The sequence below is a fragment of the Streptomyces sp. NPDC002817 genome (assembly GCF_053592055.1).
This window is the reverse complement of sequence record NZ_JBSFUY010000026.1, coordinates 17,164-31,573: the sequence shown is the minus strand read 5'-3', so window position 1 is coordinate 31,573 and position 14,410 is coordinate 17,164. Positions and strand designations below refer to the sequence as shown.

The 14,410-nt window shown below is 70.2% G+C and carries 10 protein-coding genes; 3 read left to right on the top strand and 7 right to left on the bottom strand.

The genetic code is table 11. The features are described 5' to 3' along the window. Positions 1 to 189 precede the first annotated feature (189 nt). The 3 genes from ACWD3I_RS35335 to ACWD3I_RS35325 form a co-directional block, all read right to left on the bottom strand. Positions 190 to 957 (bottom strand): enoyl-CoA hydratase/isomerase family protein, encoded by a 768-nt coding sequence (locus tag ACWD3I_RS35335; RefSeq protein ID WP_365406971.1) that lies wholly within the window; start codon positions 955 to 957, stop codon positions 190 to 192. 77 nt (positions 958 to 1,034) lie between these two features. Further along, positions 1,035 to 2,279, bottom strand: coding sequence for a L,D-transpeptidase (locus ACWD3I_RS35330; RefSeq protein WP_365406974.1), 1,245 nt, complete (start codon positions 2,277 to 2,279; stop codon positions 1,035 to 1,037). A 167-nt stretch (positions 2,280 to 2,446) separates the two neighbouring features. After that, a complete protein-coding gene (locus tag ACWD3I_RS35325) occupies positions 2,447 to 3,667 on the bottom strand; it encodes a L,D-transpeptidase (protein WP_365406976.1) in 1,221 nt (406 codons plus the stop codon). 186 nt (positions 3,668 to 3,853) lie between these two features. Here ACWD3I_RS35325 and glgX point away from each other — a divergent pair, with 186 nt between their 5' ends. The 3 genes from glgX to ACWD3I_RS35310 all read left to right on the top strand — a co-directional run bounded on the left by glgX (position 3,854) and on the right by ACWD3I_RS35310 (position 10,754). Next, positions 3,854 to 6,097, top strand: a complete 2,244-nt coding sequence (glgX, locus tag ACWD3I_RS35320; RefSeq protein ID WP_365406979.1) for a glycogen debranching protein GlgX — start codon at positions 3,854 to 3,856, stop codon at positions 6,095 to 6,097. Between the two features lie 80 nt (positions 6,098 to 6,177). Next, positions 6,178 to 9,246: an NACHT domain-containing protein gene (locus ACWD3I_RS35315; RefSeq protein ID WP_365406982.1), complete on the top strand. Its 3,069-nt coding sequence runs from the start codon at positions 6,178 to 6,180 to the stop codon at positions 9,244 to 9,246. A gap of 89 nt (positions 9,247 to 9,335) precedes the next feature. Beyond that, positions 9,336 to 10,754, top strand: a complete 1,419-nt coding sequence (locus tag ACWD3I_RS35310) for a sulfatase family protein (RefSeq protein ID WP_365406985.1) — start codon at positions 9,336 to 9,338, stop codon at positions 10,752 to 10,754. Here the strand turns inward: ACWD3I_RS35310 and ACWD3I_RS35305 are convergent. The 4 genes from ACWD3I_RS35305 to ACWD3I_RS35290 are packed head-to-tail and all read right to left on the bottom strand — an operon-like array spanning position 10,751 to position 14,291. Then, positions 10,751 to 11,380, bottom strand: a complete 630-nt coding sequence (locus ACWD3I_RS35305; RefSeq protein WP_365406988.1) for a response regulator transcription factor — start codon at positions 11,378 to 11,380, stop codon at positions 10,751 to 10,753. The genes ACWD3I_RS35310 and ACWD3I_RS35305 overlap by 4 nt on opposite strands. Further along, the gene (locus tag ACWD3I_RS35300) at positions 11,370 to 12,623 is read right to left on the bottom strand and encodes a sensor histidine kinase (RefSeq protein WP_365406991.1); all 1,254 of its coding nucleotides are present in this window, start codon (positions 12,621 to 12,623) and stop codon (positions 11,370 to 11,372) included. Before ACWD3I_RS35300 ends, ACWD3I_RS35305 begins: the two co-directional genes overlap by 11 nt. A 25-nt stretch (positions 12,624 to 12,648) precedes the next feature. Beyond that, positions 12,649 to 13,383 carry an ABC transporter permease gene (locus ACWD3I_RS35295; protein ID WP_365406994.1) on the bottom strand — a complete coding sequence of 245 codons (735 nt, stop codon included), beginning with the start codon at positions 13,381 to 13,383 and terminating at the stop codon, positions 12,649 to 12,651. Next, complete coding sequence (locus ACWD3I_RS35290) at positions 13,380 to 14,291, bottom strand: ABC transporter ATP-binding protein (RefSeq protein WP_365406997.1); 912 nt, start codon at positions 14,289 to 14,291, stop codon at positions 13,380 to 13,382. Before ACWD3I_RS35290 ends, ACWD3I_RS35295 begins: the two co-directional genes overlap by 4 nt. Positions 14,292 to 14,410: the final 119 nt, after the last annotated feature.

Genomic DNA, 14,410 nt, shown 5'->3' with positions numbered 1-14,410 from the left:
AAGGCATTTCAGAGCTCGACGCGACCCCAGTGACCTGCGATGAAGGCTCGACTGATGGCAATCGACAGCTCCCTCGACAAGGCAGGCTTAATGTTGCCTTAAGGCTCCCATAAACCGCCCCATCGAGGGACCCGGATCAGACACCCCGTCAACAGCAAGTGGTTCAGGCGAGTTTCCTCACGAGATTCCTCACAGGAACTTCGCCTTGCCAGGACCTTCCTCGACGAAGCTGCGCATGCCCGTCTCACGGTCGGCGGTGGCGAACAGGCCCGCGAACCAGTTCCGTTCGACGGTCAGTCCGGTGTCGATGTCGGTCTCCAGTCCGGTGTCGATGGACTCCTTCGCGGCGCGCAGCGCGATCGCCGGACCCTGCGCGAGCCGCGCCGCCCAGCCGTGCGCCTCGGTGTACACGTCGGCGGCCGGGACGACCCGGTCCACCAGGCCCAGCTTCTCGGCCTCGTCGGCCTTGACCATCCGGCCGGTGAAGATGAGGTCCTTCGCCTTGGACGGACCGATGAGCCGGGCGAGACGCTGGGTGCCGCCGGCACCCGGGATCAGGCCGAGCAGGATCTCGGGCTGGCCCAGCTTGGCGTTGTCGGCGGCGATACGGAAGTCCGCGCACAGCGCCAGTTCGCAGCCGCCGCCCAGGGCGTAACCGGTGACGGCCGCGACGACCGGCTTGGGGATGCGGGCGACCGCAGTGAAGGAGTCCTGGAGTGCTCGGGCGCGCAGGACCATCGCCGTGTGGTCCATGGCCTGCATCTCCTTGATGTCCGCGCCCGCCGCGAACACCTTCTCCCCGCCGTAGATCACCACGGCACGCACGTCCTCGCGGCGCGTGGCCTCGTCGGCGAGCTCCTTGAGCCGGTCCTGGACGGCGATGTCCAGCGCGTTCATGGGCGGGCGGTCGAGACGGATCGTGCCGACGCCGTCGGCCACTTCGAGAGTCACGGTCATGAGGGAAGGTTAACGGCCACTAACGACAGCGGCCCCGGTGCGATGTCTCACACCGGGGCCCCTCGTCGTCGTACGACTTACGCCTTCCACTTCTCCCAGGAGAGGTTCCAGCCGTTGAGGCCGTTGGCCGGGTCGACCGTCGGGTCGGTGGAGTTCTTCACCGTCACCACGTCACCGGCCATCGAGTTGTTGAAGAACCACGCGGCCGGTACCGAGCTGTCGTAGCCCCCGCGGACATCGCGCAGGCCGATGCAGCCGTGGCTGGCGTTGTAGTTGCCGAAGGCGCCGCCGCCCCAGTAGTTGCCGTGCACGAAGGTGCCGGAGTCGGTCAGCCGCATGGCGTGCGGGACGTCCTTGATGTCGTACTCGCCGTCGTAGCCGACGGTGTCGCCGTTCATCCGGGTCACCGTGAACTTCTCACTGATGACCATCTGGCCGTTCCAGGTGGCGTAGCCGGGCTTGCCGGTCGTGACCGGGATGGTCTTGTAGAGCTTGCCGTCCCGCATGACCTTCATCGTGTGCTTCTTGGCGTCCACGATGGAGACCTGGCTGCGGCCGACGGTGAAGGACACGGTCTTGGACTGCTTGCCGTAGACGCCGTTGCGGCCCTCGACGCCGTCCAGGTTCAGCTCGACGGTGACCTTGGTGCCGGCCTTCCAGTACTCCTCGGGGCGGAAGTCCAGCCGGTCGTTGCCGAACCAGTGACCCGCGACCTCGACGGCCGGCTCGGTCTTGATGGTGATGGCCTTCTCGACATCCTCGGGCTTGGTGATGCCCCGGGTGAAGCGGATGGAGAAGGGCATTCCGACGCCGACCTTGGAGCCGTCCTCGGGCGTGAAGGTGCCGATGAAGGTGTTCTGCGGCGTCAGGGTGGTGAAGCTGGAGTCCTCGGCGGCCTCACGGCCCTCGGAGTCCTTCGCGACCGCGTGCACCGTGTACTTGGTGGCGGCGGCCAGATGGCTGGACGGCGTCCAGGAGGCGCCGTCGGCGGATATCGCGCCGTCGATCTTCTCGCCCTTGGAGTCCTTGACCTCGACCGTGGTCAGCTTGCCCTTGTCGGCGCCGATCTTCAGAGCCCCGCTGGTCTCGACGGACTTGGCACCGTCCTTGGGGGCGATGGAGACGACGGCCACCGACTGCTTGCTCTGTGCGCTGTCCGCATCCTTGCCCTTGCCGGCACCCGTCCCGGAGTCCGAGCCTCCGCCGCCTCCTCCGCACGCGGTGACGGCGGTCAGCACGACCCCCAGCAGAAGTGCCGCCGCCCGCTTACGGCCACGCCCCCGCGCGTCAACCGACGCCCCCGATATCGGTCGCACGTTCAAGATTTTTTCTCCCCTCGCCGGGCCCGGTCCCAGGCCCGCAACCCCTGCGCGTCCCGCGCGTCCGGTGATATTAACCGCAAGATCAGGCCCGTCGGCGGGGTGCGATTGTCACCGTTCGGTCCCAACTGCGCCCGCTTCACCGGGGCCCGACCCCGCCCCCCACCTGGTTACTTCACCGCGCTGCCCGCCTTCCACTCCTTCCAGCCCATATTCCACCCTCCGAGGCCGTTGTCAGGAGCGACCTTTTTGTCATTGCTGTGAACGACCTCCACGACGTCCCCGATGAGGCTGCGGTCGAAGAACCAGCCCGCCGGGGTGTCCGAACCGCCCCCCTTCACATCCCTCAGGCCCACACAGCCGTGGCTGACATTGACCTTGCCGGGGGCGTCCGGCGCCCAGTAGTTGCCGTGCAGGAAGGTGCCGGAGTCGGTCAGCCGCATGGCGTGCGGGACGTCCGGGATGTCGTACTCGCCGCCGAAGCCGACCGTGCGGCTGTTCATCCGGGTGACCTCGAGCATCTCGGAGACGACCATCCTGCCGTTGTACGTCGTCGTCCTGGGGGCGCCCGCCGTGATCGGCACGGTCGCGAGCAGCTCGCCGTCGCGCCGCACCTGCATGGTGTGCTTCGCCGCGTCGACCAGGGAGACCTGGCTGCGGCCGACGGTGAAGGAGAACGTCTTGTACTGCAACCCGTAGACGCCGGGCGCCCCTTCGACGTCCCGCAGCCGCAGCCCGACGGTGACCTGGGTGCCGGGCTTCCAGTAGCGCTCGGGACGGAAGTCGAGGCGGCCCTTGCCGAACCAGTGCGGGCGGATCTCGACGGGCGGCTTGGACGTGACGTGGACGGCGCGTTCGACGGCGGTCCGGTTCTCGATCTCCCTGTTGAACTCCAGGGAGACGATCATTCCGGTGCCGACCGTGGAGCGGTTCTCCGGGCTGACGTATCCGATGAAGCGCTCGTCGGGGACGTACGTGGTGAAGGTGGTGTGCCGGGCCGAGCGGCGCCCGTGGCCGTCCAGGGCCACCACGTCGACGGTGTACTTGGCGGCGAGCGCGAGCCGCGCCTCGTCGGGTTCCCAGCGCAGGCCGTCGTCGGAGATGTGCCCGGACACCGGGGTCTCCTGCGCGTCCTGCGACTTGACGACCTTGACCGACTCCAGCCGCCCGCTGGGTACGCGGACGCGGAATCGGCTGTCCTGTCGGACGCCCTTGCTGTTGTCGTCGGGCAGGACGCGGATGACGTCCTCGGGTGCGGGGGGCTTGCCCAGCCCGCCCAGATCGATCCCTCCCGTGGATCCGGAAGTGCAGCCGGCCAGCAGTCCGGCCCATGTCAGTACGGCGGCCAGTGCGGCCCCTGCGCGCCGAGCGCGCCCTTGTACGTGCCTCACATCGCACCCAACGACGCGGCCCGCTCCGGGGAAACGTGAGTGCGAGCCCGGCTCTGGGCAGAACAGTGGGGAGGACGACGCGACGGGGAGCAGCGGCCGCGAAGCACCCCGGAGGTGAAGGAGCCGAAAGGAGTCGCCGCCGTGCGCCCTTTTTGACGTCGTTCCATGAGCCGTGGGAGGCCCCAGGTGTCCAGCGCAGCCGAGCAGAAGGCGGTGGCCGAGGAGCAGCTGCCGGCTGCCGTCGTCAATGGCACACGGCATGCCGCGCCGCCGCCGGTCCCCGTGTGGCCGGGTGCGCCGACGCCGCTCGGGTCGCGGTTCCGGGTGGGTCCCGACGGGGTCGCGGGCACCAACTTCGCGCTGTGGGCGGGCGGGGCCGAGGGGGTCGAGCTGTGCCTCTTCGACGAGCGGGGCAAGGAGACGCGGGCGCGGCTGACCGAGCTGACGCACGAGATCTGGCACGGCTTCGTGCCGGGCGTGATGCCCGGGCAGCGGTACGGCTATCGGGTGCACGGCCGCTGGGACCCGTGGACCGGCGGCCGCTGGAACCCGGCGAAGCTGCTTCTCGACCCGTACGCCCGCGCGGTGGACGGCGACTTCAGTCTGCCGCCCGAGGTGTACGGGCATGTCCGCGACTGGCCGCAGCAGCAGGTCGCCGACACGGTGCGCGACGAGCGGGACTCGGCGCCGTACGTCCCCAAGGGGGTCGTCGTCCACGATGACGCACCCGGCGACGAGTGGGAGGACGACCGCCGTCCGAAGACACCGTGGGCGGACTCCGTCATCTACGAGCTGCACGTACGGGGCTTCACGAAGCTGCACCCGGGGATACCCGAGGAACTCCGCGGCACCTACGCCGGGTTGGCACATCCGGCGGCCATAGAACACCTGGTGAAGCTGGGTGTCACGGCGGTGGAGCTGCTCCCCGTGCACCAGTTCGCCCACGAGGACCACCTGCTGCGGCGAGGCCTCAAGAACTACTGGGGCTACAACTCCATCGGCTACTTCGCCCCGCACGCCACCTACGCCGCCTCCGGTACGACCGGCCAGCAGGTCGGCGAGTTCAAGCGCATGGTGCGCGCCCTGCACGCGGCCGGGATCGAGGTCATCCTCGACGTGGTCTACAACCACACGGCGGAGGCGGGCGAGCTGGGCCCGACACTTTCGCTGAAGGGCATCGACAACCGGGGCTACTACAGGTTGCAGTCGGACGCGCGGAGGTACGCCGACTACACGGGCTGCGGCAACACACTGCATGTGGTGCAGCCGCATGTCCTGCGTCTCATCACCGACTCCCTGCGCTACTGGGTGACGGAGATGGGCGTCGACGGCTTCCGCTTCGACCTGGCCGCCGCGCTGGCCCGGTCGATGCACGACGTCGACATGCTGTCCCCGTTCCTGGCGGTGATCGCCCAGGACCCGGTGCTGCGGCGCGTGAAGCTGATCGCCGAACCGTGGGACGTGGGGTCCGGCGGGTACCAGGTCGGTGCCTTTCCTCCGCTGTGGACGGAGTGGAACGACCGGTACCGCAACGCCGTGCGGGACTTCTGGCGGGGCGCGCTGCCCGACGTGCGGGATCTCGGCTACCGCCTGTCGGGGTCCAGCGATCTCTACGCCTGGGGCGGCCGACGCCCGTACGCCTCCGTCAACTTCGTGACCGCGCACGACGGTTTCACACTGCGGGACATGGTGTCGTACGAGCGCAAGCACAACGAGGCCAACGGCGAGGGCAACCGGGACGGTTCGGACGACAACCGGTCGTGGAACTGCGGGGCGGAGGGCGAGACCGACGACGAGCGGGTTCGAGGGCTCAGGCGCCGCCAGTTGCGGAACCTGCTGACGACGCTGCTGCTGTCGACGGGGGTGCCGATGCTGGTCGCGGGCGACGAGCTGGGACGCACCCAGCGCGGCAACAACAACGCGTACTGCCAGGACAACGAGATCAGCTGGCTGGACTGGGAACTGCTGGAACAGCCGGGCTGGAAGGCTCTGTTCGACCTGACGTCCAGGCTCATCGCACTACGGCACCGGCACCCGGTCCTGCGCCGCCGGGCCTTCTTCTCCGGACGGGCGCACTCCGCGGACGGGCTGCGGGACCTGGCCTGGTTCACGGCGCGGGGCTCGGAGATGACGGAACGGGACTGGTACGCGCCGGCGGCCACACTCGGCATGTATCTGTCCGGCCGCGACATCCCCGGACGGGACGAGCGGGGTGCGCCGATCGTCGACGACAGCTTCCTCGCCGTACTCCACGCCGGGGACCGCCCGTCGAGCTTCGTCCTGCCGGGACCGCCGTGGGCGGAGCGGTACGAGGTGGTGGTCGACACGGCCCGGGAGGCACAGGCGGAGGAGCCGGGGGTGGTGCATCGGGCGGGGACGGCGATCACGGTGCCGGCTCGGGCGGTGCTGCTGCTGAAGGTGACGGGGTAGACGGTGGAGTCCACGGAACCTCAACTGTCTCTGCCGGCAAAGCCGTTCGGGGCACGGGGCCGAGCCGCTAGCCTCGTTCCGTGAGCGGACAGCTGCTGGGTTCCGTGCTGGGCGTCGGCGTCCTCGCGGTGATCCTGTTCGTGGCGCGCCCCTACTTCACCACTCTGGCCAACACGGCCGCGCAGGCGACCCCGCATGCCGTACGCAGGCTGTACCGGCGACTCCGCCCGGTCGGCGGCCGTCGGCTGAAGCGCTACCGCGATCAGGTCCGGGTCGAGTGCTCCAGGGTCCGGCTCGGCCTCTCCCACGGCGACCAGGACGGCGACGGCGGCGGGCCGCCCGGTCTGAGGGACGTCTATGTGCCGTTGCAGTGCGAGCAGGGCGGCGGTCGCACCGACGCGGCGGGGCTGCTGCACGGCCACCGCCGCACCGTTCTGCTCGGGGACCCGGGGGCCGGCAAGACCCTGCTGCTCAAGCACGAGATGCTGGACTGGGCGGACGGCGGGGACGACAAGGTCGTGCCCGTGATCGTCGAACTGCACGCGTGCAACCGCAGGAAGGACTCCTTCGAGGAGCTCATCACCGAGAAGTTCCAGCAGGCGGGCATCGCCACCGCCGCGGAGATGGTGGAGAGGCGTCTGGACTCCGGTGGGCTGCGGGTCTTCTTCGACGGACTGGACGAGGTCGGTTCCGAGGAGTTCGAGCGGGTGGTCCGGGAACTCCATGACTTCGCCGTCCGGCATCCCGACTGCGACATGGTCGTCTCGTGCCGGACAGCCGCCTACGACCAGCAGCTGCAGGATGTGTTCGACCAGGAGATCCGGGTCGCCGAGTTCGACGACGCCTCCATCCTGCGCTTCCTGGCCAAGTGGCCCGACCTCGCCGACCAGGTCACGGCGGCCCGGATCTTCCAGGCGCTCCAGGACGACCCGGAGCTGATGGTGCTGGCGCGCAGCCCGCTGATGCTCACCCTGATCGCCTACCTCCAGTCCGGCGACCGGCCCGAGAGCGTCGGCCCGCTGCCCAACTCCCGGGCCCGCTTCTACGACATGGCGGTCGCCCATCTGCTGGACCGGGACCGGCTGCTGAACCGCAGCGAGGCGATCGGTTCGTACCACGCGGGCCGCAAGACCCTGGTGCTCCAGCGGCTCGCCCTCAAGCAGCTGAGCGAGTCGTCGGCGCGCGGGGACCAGCAGGAGATCACCCGCGAGCAGTTCGAGTCCGTCATCGAGGAGCTGCTGCCCGGCTTCGACCTGGACCGCAGCCCTCATCTCCAGGGAATGCTGCGGGAGATCGTCAGCCGCAGTGAGCTGATCAAGGACATCGACCGCGGCCGCCACTACCAGTTCACCCACCTCACGCTGCTCGAGTACCTCGCCGCCTGTGAACTGCGCGCCGACGAGCAGACCTTGATGCACCACTACCGGCGGGACCCGAAACCGTGGCGGGAGACCGTACGCATGTGGTGCGCGGTCACCCGTGGCTCCTGCACCCGGGTGGTGCGGGAGGTCTTCGAGGACGCCGACATGTGGCGGAAGGTGCTCGCCCTGCAGTGCCTGGCCGACGCCGTGCACATCGAGGAGGACCTGGCCGAGGAGATCCTGACGTTCTTCCTGGGCCGCCTCGGCACCTCCGGCGACACCCGGGGCGACGTCGCCAAGGGGCTCGGCACGCTGGCAGCCAGCAACAGCCCGCGGGGGCGGCGGGTCCTGGAGGCGCTGGTCGAGACGGCACAGGGACCCGCCTCGGCGCGACGGACGGCGGCGCTGCGGGCCCTGACCGTGTCCGGGCGCCAGGAGGCGGCGCAGGCCCTGGCTCGGCAACAGGACGACGAGGCGCGTACGGCACTCCAGGCGATGGGTGACGTGGCGGTGTCGTCGCTGGCCCGGCGGGCCGAGCTGGGCGAGATCTGGGCGGTGCGCTCACTCAGGGCGGTGGGGACGCCGGCCGCGGCGATACAGCTGGCGGGGCTGCTGTGGGGCGGGCACCCGGTGGTCTTTCCCGTCGCGCGGGCGGCCGCTTGGAACCTGGCCTCGCTGATCTGCAACCCGGACGTGCGCGATGCCCTGAGCGAGTGGACTCCGCCCTCGGATCTCCCGCACGACCAGCAGTACGGCTGGATCTGGAGCGGGCTGCCCTACAGCGGCACACTGAAGACGATCGTGGCGCGGGTCGCGTGGCTGATGGACTGCGGGCGGCTCGACGGGCATCCCGCCGCCGGTCTGGCGGCCGACCTGGAACCGCCGGAGGGTGTGACGACCGTCCACCCGCATATCGGGATTCCCCTGTTCGCCTGCGCCACATTCCGTTGGGCGAGGCTGCCCAGCGGGGACGCCACCTGGCGCGAGGTGGACAGCCAGGTCAACGCGGCCTGGGAGCCGTTGGAGCTGTCGCCGAACGCCTGGGGCTCTCTGCGTGATCGCCGACGTCTGTGCGAGTTCGCCTTCGAGAGCCCGGCGGCGCCCTCGGACCGTGGCAGACAGGCTCTGGAACCGCTGCGCGACGTCCTGCTGAGGATCCACGGTGTGGCACCGACGCAGCAGGCGGTGTTGCGGTCCCTGCCCTGGGCCATGCAGGTGGAACTCATCAAGATCCGGTTCGGCAACCCGGCGGTCCGGTTCGGGTGGCGGCTGCGGCACAGCGCGCAGGATCTGCGGAACGAGTGGTGCCAGATCCAGGAACAGCCCGATCCACCGCGCACCATGAACGCCGTAGCCTGGGCCGCGGGAGGTCTGCTGGCTCTCCTCACTGTCGGAACCGGCGGCACGCGCGTCGTCTCGCAGGTGTTCGGCTGGCGCCCGTTCGGTCTCGGTCCCTGGGAACCCCCGGAACTGGCCAAGGTGGGCTTCCTCGTCCTCGTCGCCACCGCGGGACTGCTGTTCGTCGCGCTCAAGACCTCGTTGGACCGTGACTGGGACGACGTCATGACTCTGGTGGCCATCGCCTTCGGAGCGGTTCTCCTGCCGTTCCTGCTGTGGGTCGCGATCGACACCGGAAGGCAGCTGACGGGCAGCTGGCGGATCCCGCTCCTCACCACGGCCGCGCTGACCGGATGCTGCGCCCTGGCGGTCCAGTTGACCACCCAGATCAACAGGAAGCGGAACAACCCCCTGCGCGCCGCCTTCTCCGCCCAGCCGGACCTCGTCTGAGATCGGTTGGCTCAGGCAACGTTTCAGGTCCATGAACTCCCCGCCGGATTTCTGGCCAGGAGGTGGGGTCCGTTGATCCACTGAGGCACATGCCCGAGATATCCCGCCGCGCCTTCGGTGGCCTCGTCGGTGGCGGTGCCGTGACCGCCGTCGCCGGTACGGCCGCCGGCGCCGAGGCCGCTGAGAACGCCGCCCCCGCCGAGCGCCCCTTCCAGGCCCGCCACGCCGCCTCCTCCGGCAGGCGCCCCAACATCCTGGTCATCCTCGGTGACGACCTCGGCTGGGCCGACCTGTCCTCCTACGGCGCCCCGCACATCAGGACGCCGCACCTGGACCGGCTGGCCCGGCAGGGTGTGCGGTTCACCGACGCGTACTCCGGGTCGGCCACCTGCTCGCCGACCCGGTTCAGCCTCTACACGGGGCGCTATCCGGGACGTACCCCGGGCGGGCTCGCCGAGCCGATCGGAAACCGGACGCAGGGGCTGGACCCGAACCACCCCACGCTCGCCTCCCTGCTGAAGAAGGCCGGTTACGCCACCGCCCTGATCGGCAAGTGGCACTGCGGCTGGCTGCCGGACCACAGCCCCACCAAGTCCGGCTGGGACGAGTTCTTCGGCAACCACGGCGGTGTACTGGAGTACTTCTCCAAGCTCGGCCAACTCGGCGAATACGACCTGTACGAGGGTGACGCCACCTACAAGGACCTGCGCTACTACACCGAGGTCCTGACCGAGCGGGCCGTCGAGTACGTCGGCCGGGACCACGACAGGCCCTGGCTGCTGAACCTCAACTTCACCACCCCGCACTGGCCGTGGCTCGCGGAGGGCGACGAGGAGACGGGCGCCGAGATCGAGGCGAGGATCCGCGCCGCCAAGACGCAGGCCGACGTCGTCGCCGCGCTCAACCACTACGACGGCGGCTCGGTCGAGAAGTACAAGGAGATGGTGGAGAGCCTGGACGCCGCCGTCGGCGAGGTGCTCGCCGCGCTGCGCCGCTCCGGACAGGAGGAGAACACCCTCGTCCTCTTCGCCAGCGACAACGGCGGAGAGCGCTACTCCTACAACTGGCCGCTCAGCGGCGAGAAGTTCGTGCTGCTCGAAGGCGGCATCCGGGTCCCGACGATCGTGCGCTGGCCCGCCCGCGTCGACGGCCACCAGGTCAGCCACGAGCCCAACTTCTCCCCCGACTGGACGGCGACCCTGCTGGAGATCGGCGGCGCCCGCCCCGACCCGGCGTACCCGCTGGACGGCACCAGCCTCGCCGGATACCTGCTGAAGGGCGAGGAACCGCCCGAGCGGGACCTGTTCTGGCGGGTGCGGGCCAACCGGGCGCTGCGGCGCGGGGACTGGAAGTACTACCAGGACGCCGGCAAGGCCGACCACCTCTACAACCTGGCCGCCGACTCCCGTGAACAGGCCGATCTGGCCCCGGACAAGCCCGAGTTGCTCGCCGAGCTGAAGGCGTCCTGGGAGAGGATCGCCGACACCCTGCTGCCGTACCCGAACTAGCCGAGGATTCCTCGCTCGTACGCCGTCGCCACCGCCGCCGCCCGGTCCTTGACGCCCAACTTGGCGTACAGGTGGGTGAGATGGGTCTTCACGGTCGCCTCGCTGATGAACAGTTCACGGGCGATCTCACGGTTGGACGTGCCCCTGGCGACCAGGGCCAGCACCTCGCGCTCGCGCGCGGAGAGCGGCTCGTTGCCGGGGGCGCGCACGGCCGAGACCAGACGGGAGGCGACGGCCGGGGAGAGGACCGTACGGCCGTCCGCCGCCGCACGGACAGCCGTGAACAGCTCGTCGCGCGGGGCGTCCTTGAGCAGATAGCCCGTCGCGCCCGCCTCGATCGCGGGCAGGGTGTCCGAGTCCGTGTCGTACGTGGTGAGGACGAGGACTTTCGCGCGGGCGGCCCGGCGGGTCAGTTCCCGGATGGCGTCGACTCCCCCGCCGCCCGGCATGCGCAGATCCATCAGGATCACGTCGGGGTCGAGCGCGGCGGCCTGCGCCAGTGCCTCGACACCGTTCGACGCCTCGCCGAGCACGGTGAATCCGGGGGCGTTCTCGAACATGCCGCGCAGACCGTCCCGTACCACGGGATGGTCGTCGACGATCAGCAGCGCGATGTCATGGGTCATGGCGGACCAACGGTACGCGAGCCGACAGTGCCGTGCCGTGGCCCGGCTCGGACTCCACGGTGAGGGAGCCGGCGATGCGTTCGGCGCGGGCGCGCATCCCGTCGAGACCGAAGCCGCCGGTGCGGGTGCGTGCGGGGACGGCGAGGGGGTCGAAGCCCTGGCCGTCGTCGCGGATGTCGAGGATCACCTCGTCGCCCAGGAAGCTGAGGGTCACCCCGACGCGGGTGGCCCGCGCATGGCGGGCGGCGTTCGACAGGGCCTCCTGGACGATCCTCAGCAGGGTGGCCGCGACCTCCTCGTGCAGCTGCTCCGCCCGCCCGGTCACGGTGAAATCGGACCGTACGCCCGTCCGTTCACCCCATTCGGCGACCGTCTTCTTCAGCGCCTCCGGCAGCCCGGCGTCCTCCAGCGCCACCGGGGCGAGGTTGTGCACCGAGCGGCGGGCCTCGCCGAGGCTGTGCCGGGCGAGGTCGGAGGCGCGGGCGAGATGGGTGCGGGCGATGTCGAGGTCGGGGGCGTTGGCGACGACCTGGAGCTGGGCGATGATGCCGGTGAGGCCCTGGGCGATGGTGTCGTGGATCTCGGCGGCGAGCCGCCGGCGCTCGTCGGCGACGCCCGCTTCCCGTGCCTGGACGAGGAGTTGGGCGTGAAGGGCGGCGTTCTCGTCGAGCGCCTGCTGCAACGCCGTGTTGGTGCGCTCGAGTTCGGTGATGGTGACCGCCCGCTCGCGGGAGCGCTCCTCCTGCTGCTGGGTGAGATGGCCGGCCAGCCCCAGAAGGGCGGTGTTCGTGCACAGCATCACACCGAACAGCGGCCACTGGATCGTGTCGTGGAACGGCAGCCCGCCGGCCTGTGTGCCCGCCACGACGACGGCGGTGGCGAAGAGGCCGAGCCGCTGCCGCCAGAGGCCGGGGATCGTCTCGTCGCTGTCGAAGTAGCCGCAGGCCGCGTAGAACCCGAAGAACGGGTTGATCCAGGTGAGGCCGAAGGAGATCGCCCAGCGCAGGCCGAAGTAGACGGTGCCGCGACGGGACGGGGTCCGGCGGCCGCGGCGGGGGCCGTGCCACAGCTGGAGCAGCACCGCGGCGAGCACCAGCGCCCCGACCGAGTACCACTCCGCGGCGGTCCCCATGAGGCCGCTCGAGACGACCGCGAGGATGGTGGAGACGAGGAGCAGCCCGTAGACGCCCCAGGAATGGAACTGGTCCTGACGGTGCTCGAGCTGCTGGTCCGTCGCGGTCATCTCCCCAGTCTGCACGGCCGGTCCCCTACTCCCAGCGGAACCAGCGCTGCGCGGCGGCCGTGAGCAGCACCGTCCAGGCGACGAGCACGCCCAGGTGGGTCCAGCCCGGCCAGTCGCCGCCCGCGGCCCGGTTCAGTGCCTCGGCGGCCGCGCCGAACGGGGTGTACCCGACGATCCGGGCGAGGACGTCCGGCATGGTCTGCACCGGCGCCCACACCCCCGCGCAGAACATCGACGGGAAGAACACGGCCGACCCGATGGCGCCGGCGATCTTCGTCGTCCGGGACAGCGCGGAGATCACCGCGCCGAGCGCGAGGGCGACCAGGACGGCCAGGACCAGGGCGAGCAGGTATCCGAGGAGCTGCTCGGGCAGTCGTACGTCGAAGGCGAGCCGGCCGACGACGAGGGCGAGCAGCGCGGACGCCAGGGCGGCGGCGCCGTAGACCAGCATCTGCGCGGAGAGCAGGGCGGACGGCCGGACCGGGGTCGTGGACATACGGCGCAGGATGCCGCGCTCGCGGTAGCCGGTGAGGGTCTGCGGCATGGCCTGGAGGCCGCCCACGATCAGACCGAGGAGCACGGCCACGGGGACGTAGACGTCGATGGTCCGCAGGCCGCCGAGGTCGGCCTCGTGGTCGTGGAAGGCCGGGATCGAGCCGAGGATCACCAGCAGCAGGGTCGGGAACAGCAGGATCCAGAAGAGGGCGCCGGGTTCGCGGCGGAAGAGCCGGAGCTCGGTCCTGAGGACGGCGGTGTTCATGCCGCTGCCTCCTTGGTCTCGGTGAGGTCCAGGAACGCGTCGTCCAATGTGGCGTCGGTGACCCGGAGTTGGTGGGCGGTGATGCGGTGGCGGGCCAGCAGCGTGATGACGGCGTTGACCGTCTCGTCGGTGCCGGCGAGCGTGACGCGGCCGTCCCGGTGCTGGACCGACGCGAGCGCGGGCAGGGCGTTCAGGTCACGGTCGTCGAGGGGGACGGACGGCGTGAAGCTGATGACGGTGGCGCCCGCCGAGCGTCGGATGAGTCCGGCCGGGGTGTCCAGGGCCGCGATCCGGCCCTTGTCGATCACCGCGATCCGGTCGCACAGCCGCTGCGCCTCCTCCATGAAGTGCGTGACCAGCAGGACGGTGACACCGCTCGCGCGGACCTCCTCGATGAGCTCCCAGGTGTCGCGGCGGGCGCGGGGATCGAGGCCCGTGGTCAGCTCGTCTAGGACGACGACCCTGGGCTTGCCGATGAGGGCGAGCGCGATGAACAGGCGCTGCTTCTGACCGCCGGACAGCTTGCCGAACCGGGTGGTCAGCCTGCCGGTCAGGCCGAGGCGCTCGGCGAGCGGGCGCCAGTCGGCGGGCTTCTCGTGGAACGCGGCGTACAGCTCCAGGGCCTCGCGCACGGTCAGCTTGGGCTGGAGCTCGCTCTGCTGGAGCTGGGCGCCGAGGACGCGGGCGACCCGCTCGTGGTCGGCGATCGGGTCGAGGCCGGTGACGCGGACACGGCCGGCGTCGGGGACGCGCAGGCCCTCGACGCACTCGACGGTGGTGGTCTTGCCGGCTCCGTTCGGGCCTAGGACGCCGAAGATCTCGCCTTCCTCGACGGTGAAGGAGACACCGTCCACGGCGGGCCGGCCGCCGTAGGACTTGCGCAGTTCGGTGACTTCGATGACGGACATGGCATCAGCGTCGCGGTGGGCGGGCGGTGCGCACATCGGCCGTCACGCTCGAAGGGCCATCAGCCGATCGGTTGATGCGGGGGTACGACAGTGCCGTGCGGTCGGTCGAACGCGCAGGT